The sequence below is a fragment of the Flavobacterium sp. genome (genome assembly GCF_044371705.1).
Taxonomy (GTDB): Bacteria; Bacteroidota; Bacteroidia; order Flavobacteriales; family Flavobacteriaceae; genus Flavobacterium.
Map to the genome: position 1 here is coordinate 1 of NZ_JBILTE010000096.1, position 10346 is coordinate 10346.

Sequence of the window (10346 nt, forward strand, 5' to 3'; positions counted from 1 at the left end):
GAGACGCATTAAAAAATGAAATTTATTTCAGACCAGAAAAAGAAGGAAATGAATATGCTACGGAATTAGTTTCACAAATCAATAATTTAAATAAAGGAATTTATTTGGATGAAGATTTGCAAAACTCTTCATGTACTGATTTTTGCATTGGCGTTGCCGGTTATCCTGAAAAACATATGGAAGCTCCCAGTATGGATAGTGACATTCATTTTTTAAAGCAAAAAATTAAAAACGGTGCTGATTATATCATCACCCAAATGTTTTTTGACAACAAACGTTTCTTTGATTTTGTTGCCAAATGTAGAGCAGCCGGAATTACAGTTCCAATTATCCCTGGTTTGAAACCAATTGCTACGAAAAAGCAATTGAATTTAATTCCGCATCGTTTCAAAGTTGATTTACCGGACGATTTGATTATGGCAGTCGTAAAAGCTAAAGACAATGAAGCAGTTAAGAAAATTGGCGTTGAATGGTGTGTCGAACAATCAAAAGGATTAGTTCAAGCGGGTTTTCCGGTTTTACATTATTACTCCATGGGAAAAGCCGAAAACATTAAGGAGATTGCCAAAGAAGTATTTTAAGATTTAGCTTTTCACAGGTGTCAGAATATCTGTCATCCATTAAATCTATTATATTTGTAGGGATATAAAAAATGCATGAGGCTATTTTTAATTGGATTTTGTTTACTTGTTTTCCAGCTGCGTGGACAGGATTCTATTCGAACCGGATCTTTCGATGCCAATTTTTTTAAGGGAACCATTCTTAGTCATGCGGAAGACATCAATCACTTGATTACAGGTCATCCAAACGGACTTATTGTAAGCTATAATTTTAAAACGTTTGGCAACGAAGACTGGAAAAAGGCATACAATTATCCTGAATACGGTTTTTCAGTGCTCTATCAAGATTTTCAAAATCAGTATCTTGGTGAAAATTATGCGATTGGAGCTCATTTCAATTTCTACTTTTTCAAAAGAAATTTGATGTTTCGAATATCGCAAGGAATTGCCATAACTTCAAATCCTTACAGTCAAGAAACAAATTATAAAAACAATGCTTTCGGGACGCAATTTTTAAGCAGCAATTACTTTATGTTGCAGTATAAAAAAGAGCATCTTGTGGATCGATTTGGATTTCAAACAGGCTTAGTTTTTACTCATTTTTCAAACGGTCGAACAAAATCACCTAACAAAGGAATCAATACGTTCGCTTTTTCAGTTGGACTGAACTACAATGTAGATAATCCTGTAATTTATCCTAAAATCGATAGTATTGCTAAATTTACCCAACCAATAAAATACAATATTTCTTTAAAAACCGGTGTGAATGAAAGTTATGTAGTTGGTTTAGGACAAGAGCCTTTTTTGCATCTCGGATTTCATGTTGATAAACGTATCAGTCTGAAAAGTGCTTTTCAAGCAGGAACTGAATTATTTATTACACCAAGCATTAAGGAATATATTCAATATCGTTCAGTCGCTTTTCCGGAGTTGGAACCTGTTGACCCTGATACCGATTATAAAAGAGTTGCCGTTTTTGTAGGTTATGAGTTGTTCATCAATAAAATTTCATTTGAATTTCAGGTGGGAACTTATGTGTACAGACCTTTCGATGAAGGGATGTTGGTTTATGAAAGATTGGGTGTGAAATACTATTTTACAAAAAAACTGTTCGCTAGTTTATCATTAAAAACACATGGTTCTAAAGCAGAAGCCATTGAATACGGAATAGGAATTCGACTATGAAAAAAACGATACATATACTGATTTTACTTTTTATAGCAAGTGGCTGCAGTGTCACAGAAGACTGTTTTAAAAAAACAGGTGATTTTGTTTTGCAAACAATAGAAGTAACCGATTTTGATAAAATTTTGGTTGAAAAAGGAGTTTCTTTGGTCATTAAAGAGGGTCCGGAGTATTTGGTACAAGTTTCAACAGGTGCCAATTTAGTTGAGGATATTTCTGTAAATGTAGTAGATGGAACATTGCAAATTAGCGACCAATCCGAATGTAATTTAGTGCGTGATTTTGGTCAGACTACTGTTTACATTACAACACCAACTCTATCAGAAATTCATTCGTTTACCGAAAAAGATATAGTTTCCGATGGTGTTTTAACTTTTCCGATGCTACGTCTGTTTACATTAGAAGAAGAAGAAGTTACTGGAACCGGAGATTTTCGCTTGAACATACAATCCGGACAATTGGTTGTAGAAAGTAATACTTTGGCAGGTTACTTTATTGAAGGGGAAGTACAAGAGCTTTTAGTTAATTTTTATTCAGGTGACGGAAAGTTTGTTGGACCCAATCTTTACGCAAATACAATCAACGTTTTTCACCGAAGTTCGAATGATTTAATTCTCTATCCAATCGAATCTATTGAAGGAAACATCTACGGAAACGGCAATATTATCCTAAAAAATATTCCGCCAATCATTCAGGTGACTGAACATTATACAGGGAAATTGATTATTGAGGAGTAAATTATTTCTTTGTTTTCTCCCTAAAAATCTGCTCAAGATTTTTATTCTTTAAGTTTAATTGAAGTGTTTTCAAATTATTTGCATGTGCAAAATCAAACACAATCGGACGCATATCATTTGTTGAGGTAAAGGTCAATTCCCAAACGTTATCATGTGCTTTTGCGAAAGTTTTCAATTTAGGAAGCGTTTGTAAAATTGTTTCTGAAATTGTTTTATCAAATTCAACTTCAATAATCTGTTCCTGTTCTTCAGAAATCAACTTCGTTAGTTTTTTATCGGTTACAATTTTACCGTTATTGATAATAATAACCCGATCACAAATTGCCTCTACTTCCTGCATAATATGTGTCGAAAGAAAAACCGTTTTGTCTTTTCCGATATTTTTGATTAATTCTCTAATTTCAACCAATTGATTCGGGTCTAATCCTGTGGTAGGTTCGTCCAAAATCAAAACTTCAGGATCGTGAAGTAAGGCAGTTGCAATTCCCACCCGCTGACGGTAACCTTTCGATAACTGCCCTAATTTCTTGTGACTTTCAGGAGTTAATCCCGTTAGAGTAATAACTTCTTCAATCCGTTTTTTGTCAACATGGTACACATCGGCATTAAATGCTAGGTACTCGCGAACATACAAATCCAAATACAGCGGGTTATGTTCCGGTAAGTAGCCAACTGATTTTTGTACCGTTTTACTGTCTTCAAGCACATCGGTTCCGTTCACTTTTGCTAAACCTGCATCTGCGGTGATGTAAGTAGTCAAAATTTTCATTAAAGTAGATTTCCCGGCACCATTCGGACCTAAAAAACCAACGATTTCTCCCTTTTTAATAGAGAAGGAAACCGAATCTAACGCTTTTTGGGTGCCATACGTTTTTGAAATATTTTGAACTTCTATCGACATAATTTTTTATTTAAAGCAAAAGTACTATTTTTTGTCAAACTCAAATTTTTATAAAAAAGTATTTTCAATCAAATTATTTTATATATTAGCAAAACATAAACACAAGAACAGCGTGATTTCATTCAATAGCTATTATTTTACCAATTTTTATTATTTTTTCTTCGGGAAAAAATCAGAGTTGGTATTGTGTTATGTTAGGTAAATTTTAATTCAACAAACAATATAATCCCGGCTCATTGAGTCGGGATTTTTTTTATTCTGAATTTATTTCAGAATCTTTTAAATACAACCTAGAATAATGGAAACAAAAATTGCCATTCAGGGAATCAAAGGCTCTTTTCATCACCAAGTCGCAGCACTTTATTTTTCTGAAAAAGTAGAATTAGCAGAATGTATGTCTTTTGAAACGTTGGTAAAAAATGTAGTGAGTTCAAAAACTACCCAAGGAATTATGGCTTTGGAAAACTCTATAGCAGGTTCAATCATTCCCAATTATGCATTGATAGATACCTATAATTTAAACATTGTTGGCGAATATTATTTGGATATTCACCATCATTTAATGGGTTTGAAAGGGCAATCTATTTCGGAAATTACCGAAGTGCAATCGCATCCCATGGCATTATTGCAATGTGCCGACTTTTTTGCAAAACACCCTCCTATTCGATTAGTAGAAAGCATCGATACTGCCGAAACGGCCAAGCGAATTCAAGCACAAAATTTGAAAGGAATTGGAGCAATTGCAAGCAGAACAGCAGCAATATTATACGATTTGGAAATTATTGCAAAGGATATTCATACTGTCAAAAACAACACCACCCGATTTGTCATTCTGAAAAAAGACCGGGAAGAAATCCCAAAAGATGAAATGAACAAAGCTTCGCTCAAGTTTGAATTAGAGGACCAACCCGGAAATTTAGCTAAAGTTTTGACGATGATAAGTGATTACGGTTTGAATATGACAAAAATTCTATCGTTGCCAATAATCACCACGCCATTTCAATATTCATTTTTTGTAGATGTGGTTTTTGAAAGTTATCATGAATATCATGAGGTAAAAAAACAATTGGTTCAAATGACCAGACATTTTAAAGTATTAGGAGAATATAAAAACCGGAAATTATGATACAAACGGCAAAACGACTGGAGTCGGTTCAGGAATATTATTTTTCAAAAAAATTACGCGAAGTTAATCAGCTTATTTCCGAAGGAAAACCGATTATTAACATGGGAATTGGAAGTCCGGATTTGATTCCGCATTCCTCAGTAATTGACGCTATTAAAAATGCGATGACAGACCATAAAGCCCATGAATATCAAAGCTATCAAGGCTTAGCGGAACTACGAAAAGAAATGACAACTTTTTATCAAAATCAGTTCGATGTTTCGATGGATTTTGCTTCCGAAATTTTACCTTTAATGGGATCGAAAGAAGGAATTATGCACATTTCAATGGCTTTTTTAAATAAATCAGACGAAGTCTTGATTCCTAATCCTGGTTATCCAACGTATGCAGCGGTGACCGAATTAGTACAGGCAAAACCGGTTTTTTATGATTTAACCGCTGCAAATAATTGGATGCCTGATTTTGAAAAATTGGAACAAATGAATCTCTCAAAAGTAAAAATCATGTGGGTGTGTTACCCACATATGCCAACGGGTGCCAATGCAACACTCGAAGTTTTTGAGAAGCTAATTGCATTTGGAAAGAAGCACCAAATTTTGATTGTGAACGATAATCCGTATAGCTTTGTGTTAAATGACAATCCGATGTCCATTTTTCAAGCCAAAGGGGCAAAGGACATTGCATTGGAATTGAATTCTCTCAGTAAAACATTCAACATGTCTGGTTGGCGTGTGGGGATGGTTTTGGGGAATAAAAATTTTATCGATGCCGTTTTAAAAGTGAAAAGCAACATGGATAGTGGTATGTTTTATGGCATTCAAAAAGGAGCGGTTGAAGCACTAAAATTGAAAAGCGATTGGTTTGAAAATCAAAATGTTATTTATAGCAAAAGACGCGAACTGATTTTTGAGTTATCCTCGCAATTAAAATGTAGTTTTAATGCCAAAAGTGTAGGTTTATTTGTTTGGGCAAAACTGCCAAATACATCGCATTCTTCAGAACAATTTATTGATGATTTATTGCATGAAAAGCACTTGTTTGTGACACCTGGAACAATATTTGGCAGCAATGGCGAAGGTTATATCCGGTTTTCACTGTGTGTAGATGAGGTTAAAATTAACGAGGCATTGTCAAGATTTAAAGCATAATTAGTGATGAAAGTTTATATAATCGGATTGGGGTTGATTGGTGGTTCATTGGCTTTGGACATTCAAAAAATGTACAATGATGTGATGATTTTTGGTATTGACTCCAATGCAAATCATCTCGAGGAAGCTTTAGAATTAGGATTAATTCATCAAAAAGCTACAATTAGCGGAATAGAAGACGCAGATTTGGTCATTCTCGCAGTTCCTGTAGATGTGGCTTTACTACTTTTGCCTGAAATTTTGGATGTCGTTTCAGAGAAAACATTGGTATTAGATGTTGGTTCTACAAAAAATCCAATTTGTGAAATAGTTGCAAAACACCGAAATAGAAATAATTTTTTAGCCACACATCCCATTGCCGGAACAGAGTTTTCTGGACCTCAGGCGGCCGTTACAAATTTATTTGAAGGCAAAACTATCATCGTTTGTGAAATTGAAAAGACGGCTTATAAAAAACAAGAAGTGGCATTCGATTTTTTTCGAAATTTGAACATGCGAATTCGATATATGGAGCCGAAATCACATGACAAGCATATTGCTTATGTGTCACATTTGTCGCACATCAGTTCTTTTATGTTGGGTAAAACAGTAATTGAAAAAGAAAAAGATGAAAAAGATATCTTTGACATGGCCGGAAGCGGATTTGAAAGCACAGTGCGATTGGCAAAAAGTTCGCCTTCAATGTGGACACCCATTTTTAAACAAAATAAAAAGCAAATTATAAAATCGTTAGAAGAATATATTTCCAATCTTTCCACCTTCAAATCATTAATGGAAGCAGATGATTACGAAGCTATTTTTAACGAAATGAAGAATACAAACAGAATAAAAGAAATTTTAAAATAACAGTTGTGAGGTTAGACTCAACTTACAACCCATAACCCACAACTTACAACAATAAAAACGATGGAAAACGATAAAAATTTAAAGAATTGGTTAACCGATTTTCATTTAACACATCCGTTAGTAATTGCAGGACCTTGCAGTGCCGAAACCGAAGATCAGGTGTTGAAAATTGCACATGAATTGAAAAATTCAGATGTCAGTATTTTTAGAGCAGGAATTTGGAAACCACGAACACGTCCCGGCGGCTTTGAAGGGGTGGGTGCCATCGGACTGAAATGGTTGCAAAAAGCGAAAGCTGAAACTGGATTACTAATGGCCGTTGAGGTTGCAAATGCCGCACATGTCAAGTTAGCCTTGGAACACGACATTGATGTATTGTGGATTGGGGCACGAACAACGGTTAATCCGTTTGCCGTGCAAGAAATTGCAGATGCTTTGAGAGGCACGCATAAAATTGTGCTTTTAAAAAACCCCGTAAATCCCGATTTATCACTTTGGATTGGCGGTTTGGAACGATTGTACCAAGCTAATATTCAAAAGTTAGGAGTGATTCACAGAGGATTTTCGACCTATGAAAAAACCAAATACCGCAACAATCCGGAGTGGCAAATTGCGATTGATTTTCAAAATAGATTCCCTGATTTGCCCTTGATTTGTGATCCTTCGCATATTACCGGTAAACGAGACATGATTCAAGAAGTTTCGCAACAAGCCTTGGATTTAAATTATGACGGATTGATTATTGAAACACATATTGATCCCGATAATGCTTGGAGTGATGTTGCTCAACAAGTAACACCATCCGTTTTAAAACAAATTTTAATTGATTTAAGAGTTCGAAAAATTACCGATGATGCTGATGAATTTACCCAAAAAATGACCAAATTACGGACACAAATTGATGATTACGATAGAAAAATTTTAGAAATTTTAGGAAACAGAATGCAAATTGCCGATCAAATCGGATGGTTGAAAAAAGAAAAGAATGTAGCCATTTTGCAAAACAAACGTTGGAATGAAATTTTAGAAAAAATGATTCAGGATGGAACTCAAAAAGGACTGAGTGAAGAATTTGTGGTGCATTTGTTCAAAGCAATTCATCAGGAAAGTATTAGTCATCAGGAAATTATCATGAATAAGTAAAATTATGTTATTTTTAGCGTTAAATATTGTACAATTAAAATTTCTATTTAGTTTTTTTAATTGTAATATTGAAAAAGTTTAACCAAACACTACTTAAAATGAGAAAAATTATTTTGATGTTCATGTTTCTTTTAACAGGAATGTCTCTATTTGCCCAGTACAACTTTGAAAACATTTCAATCAGCTATGGTGAGGAAATACCCGATCCAAAAAATAAAATAGTTAAAATTATTGGTGAAGCTAATGGTAAAGTCTATACACTAGCGGTAAAAGGTGATGATTTTACTATAAAAATATTTACTTCAGACGGAATGAAGTTCGTTTCAGAAAACATCATCGTAATTCCTGAAGTTAAGGATAGAGAAGTTGATTTTGAAGAAATCTATCTTTTAAATGGCAAGTTATATGTGATTGGTAGCGTTTACAACAGAAAAGAGAAAATATTTAGACTAGTCGGGACCGAAGTTTCTGAAAAAGGTATTTTAAGCACCAATAACAATATTTTGTTTCAAGCTGAGGTTGCTAATAAAGCTTTAAGAGGTGATTTTTATTATAAAGTTTCTCCTGATGAGGGAGCTTTATTAATTATGCATACCTCTATTTTTCCAAAAGATGAATCTGTTAAATATGAAATGAAGTTTTTTGACGATACTTTAAAAGAATTATTTGCTTATTCAGAGAAAGTTGTTTTTGATGACAGCAAGAAAGACTATGAATTTCTAATAGCAGATTTTGAAGTCAATTACCAAGACGATGTTTTTCTAATTATTAATGAAAGTTATAGAGATTCTAAGAAAAAGGAAAAAAACGAACGATTTGAATTGCACGCATTTAAACGTGCAAATAATTACCAGAAGGAAGTGATTAATATTGCCTTGAAAGATAAGGAAATTATTAACTGTTCTGGTTTTTCAACAAATAATAACACATTGCACCTTGTAGGATTTTATTCAAGTGTTCGTGAAAGTGGGAAAGCTAATAAAGAATTGAAAGGTGTTTATTCAGTGGCAATTAATACAGATACAAATGTTGCAGAGAAAATAAACTTCAACGAATTTGACCACGCAACGAAGGTGAAAATTTTAGGCGAAAGAAAGGCAAATAAAGGAAAGGACTTAAAGCCATTGTATTCAATAAATACACTTATTGAAAAAAATGATGGAGGACTAATTATTCTTTCAGAGTATAGTCTCGTAATATATGGCGAAACATCAGGTGTAAGTGCATTTGGAGTTGGCGTTGGATTTACTCCTGTAACCTACATAAAAAACGAAGTTATTATTACATCTTTAAAACCAGACGGCTCATTGGAATGGTCAAATGTATTACCAAAAGATCAAAAGGCAGCAACGACAACCATGTCTGTAGGTCTTGCAGCAGCGGAATCGTCTAATGGATTTAGTGTTGGGGTTGCAATTTTAATTCCTGTTGCACAAATGGGGAAAGGGCCGGAGTATTTGGGTTATATTCCGATTTATAGAGATAATAAATTGAATATAATTTTCAATGACAATGAGTCGAATAAGGGGGTTACAGATATGGATAAAATTAAGGCTTTAGGTAATTATAACAATGCATTACCAACGCTTTTTGTTTATGATGAAAAAGGAAATGTTACCAGAAAAGATCCTGCTGAAGCAAAAGATAACGAATTAGTTATCAGACCGGGAGTTTACTACAGAAAAAGTGATAATGAAATTTTATTTTATGCCTCTAGAAAAAAACAAAATAAATTAGGAAGATTGTTTATTAAATAATTTTTGAGCAAAAGACTTTAAAAGACTATTCAATCGGATAGTCTTTTTTTTGTAATCTATCTAAAATAATTATCAATTCCTGATTGATGAAAACGTGTATCTTTGCCACATGACAGGACTCGTATATAAATCTACCGGAAGTTGGTATGCAGTGAAAACCGAAGCAAATGCCGTTTTTGAATGCCGTATTAAAGGTAAGTTTAGAATGAAGGGAATCAAAAGTACCAACCCGATTGCTGTGGGCGATGTGGTAGATTTTGATTTAGATGACACTTCTGATGCCGTTACGGGTTCCATTCATCACATTCATGACCGGAAAAATTACATCGTCCGTAAATCGGTCAATCTGTCCAAACAGACACATATTATTGCTTCCAATATTGACATTGTTTTTTTAATCGTCACAATCAATAATCCGATTACAACCACTAGTTTTATCGATCGTTTTTTGGTTACCGCAGAAGCTTATCACATCAAAGCGGTTTTACTTTTTAATAAAATTGATACGTTTGACGAAGCGATGACCGACGATCAATTGTATTTGCAGTACATCTATACACAAATAGGTTACGAGTGCTTGCGTGTTTCGGCTACCGAGTCCAAAGGTTTAGATGCATTAAAAGAAATGATGAAAGGAAAAGTTTGCATGTTTTCAGGTCATTCAGGTGTCGGGAAGTCAACGCTTGTTAATGCACTAGAACCAACATTGAATTTAAAAACCAAAGAAATATCCGATTTGCATCAACAAGGTCAGCACACCACCACTTTTGCCGAAATGTTTGATTTGTCCTTTGGATCCAAAATTATTGACACTCCTGGAATCCGAGGATTTGGTATCGTGGATATGGAAAAACAAGAAATTAAAGGCTATTTTCCCGAGTTTTTTGCTTTAGAAGATCAATGCAAATTCAACAATTGTTTGCATAAAGACGAACCCAATTGT

General features: G+C 34.1%; 10 protein-coding genes. 9 read left to right on the forward strand and 1 reads right to left on the reverse strand.

Annotated elements, in window-relative coordinates; genetic code table 11:
- The 3 genes from ACIQ2S_RS08000 to ACIQ2S_RS08010 form a co-directional block, all read left to right on the forward strand.
- A partial coding sequence (locus tag ACIQ2S_RS08000) for a methylenetetrahydrofolate reductase (protein ID WP_396174771.1) occupies positions 1 to 581 on the forward strand: 581 nt, incomplete at its 5' end.
- Between the two features lie 75 nt (positions 582 to 656).
- Positions 657 to 1745: an acyloxyacyl hydrolase gene (locus ACIQ2S_RS08005; RefSeq protein WP_396174773.1), complete on the forward strand. Its 1089-nt coding sequence runs from the start codon at positions 657 to 659 to the stop codon at positions 1743 to 1745.
- Positions 1742 to 2482 (forward strand): head GIN domain-containing protein, encoded by a 741-nt coding sequence (locus tag ACIQ2S_RS08010; protein WP_396174775.1) that lies wholly within the window; start codon positions 1742 to 1744, stop codon positions 2480 to 2482. Before ACIQ2S_RS08005 ends, ACIQ2S_RS08010 begins: the two co-directional genes overlap by 4 nt.
- A gap of 1 nt (position 2483) precedes the next feature.
- On the opposite strand, the gene gldA is transcribed toward ACIQ2S_RS08010, so the two are convergent.
- Complete coding sequence (gldA, locus tag ACIQ2S_RS08015) at positions 2484 to 3383, reverse strand: gliding motility-associated ABC transporter ATP-binding subunit GldA (protein ID WP_396174777.1); 900 nt, start codon at positions 3381 to 3383, stop codon at positions 2484 to 2486.
- A 298-nt stretch (positions 3384 to 3681) separates the two neighbouring features.
- On the opposite strand from gldA, the gene ACIQ2S_RS08020 reads away from it, so the two are divergent.
- The 6 genes from ACIQ2S_RS08020 to rsgA all read left to right on the forward strand — a co-directional run.
- On the forward strand, positions 3682 to 4509 hold the full coding sequence (locus ACIQ2S_RS08020; RefSeq protein WP_396174779.1) for a prephenate dehydratase: 828 nt from the start codon (positions 3682 to 3684) through the stop codon (positions 4507 to 4509).
- Positions 4506 to 5657, forward strand: a complete 1152-nt coding sequence (locus ACIQ2S_RS08025; RefSeq protein WP_396174781.1) for a pyridoxal phosphate-dependent aminotransferase — start codon at positions 4506 to 4508, stop codon at positions 5655 to 5657. The genes ACIQ2S_RS08020 and ACIQ2S_RS08025 overlap by 4 nt, the downstream gene beginning before the upstream one ends.
- A 6-nt stretch (positions 5658 to 5663) precedes the next feature.
- Positions 5664 to 6503: a prephenate dehydrogenase gene (locus tag ACIQ2S_RS08030; protein WP_396174783.1), complete on the forward strand. Its 840-nt coding sequence runs from the start codon at positions 5664 to 5666 to the stop codon at positions 6501 to 6503.
- Positions 6504 to 6563: 60 nt separating this feature from the next.
- Entirely contained in the window at positions 6564 to 7646 is a 1083-nt protein-coding gene (locus ACIQ2S_RS08035; protein WP_396174785.1) for a chorismate mutase, read from the forward strand.
- A gap of 98 nt (positions 7647 to 7744) precedes the next feature.
- The gene (locus ACIQ2S_RS08040; protein WP_396174788.1) at positions 7745 to 9403 is read left to right on the forward strand and encodes a hypothetical protein; all 1659 of its coding nucleotides are present in this window, start codon (positions 7745 to 7747) and stop codon (positions 9401 to 9403) included.
- A gap of 109 nt (positions 9404 to 9512) precedes the next feature.
- A partial coding sequence (rsgA, locus tag ACIQ2S_RS08045) for a ribosome small subunit-dependent GTPase A (RefSeq protein WP_396174790.1) occupies positions 9513 to 10346 on the forward strand: 834 nt, incomplete at its 3' end.

What these genes read in the sequence shown, in the direction of transcription:
- ACIQ2S_RS08005 (WP_396174773.1), top strand. Translation starts at nt 657, where the DNA reads ATGAGGCTATTTTTAATTGGATTTTGTTTACTTGTTTTCCAGCTGCGT.
- ACIQ2S_RS08010 (WP_396174775.1), top strand. Translation starts at nt 1,742, where the DNA reads ATGAAAAAAACGATACATATACTGATTTTACTTTTTATAGCAAGTGGC.
- gldA (WP_396174777.1), bottom strand. Translation starts at nt 3,383, where the DNA reads ATGTCGATAGAAGTTCAAAATATTTCAAAAACGTATGGCACCCAAAAA.
- ACIQ2S_RS08020 (WP_396174779.1), top strand. Translation starts at nt 3,682, where the DNA reads ATGGAAACAAAAATTGCCATTCAGGGAATCAAAGGCTCTTTTCATCAC.
- ACIQ2S_RS08025 (WP_396174781.1), top strand. Translation starts at nt 4,506, where the DNA reads ATGATACAAACGGCAAAACGACTGGAGTCGGTTCAGGAATATTATTTT.
- ACIQ2S_RS08030 (WP_396174783.1), top strand. Translation starts at nt 5,664, where the DNA reads ATGAAAGTTTATATAATCGGATTGGGGTTGATTGGTGGTTCATTGGCT.
- ACIQ2S_RS08035 (WP_396174785.1), top strand. Translation starts at nt 6,564, where the DNA reads ATGGAAAACGATAAAAATTTAAAGAATTGGTTAACCGATTTTCATTTA.
- ACIQ2S_RS08040 (WP_396174788.1), top strand. Translation starts at nt 7,745, where the DNA reads ATGAGAAAAATTATTTTGATGTTCATGTTTCTTTTAACAGGAATGTCT.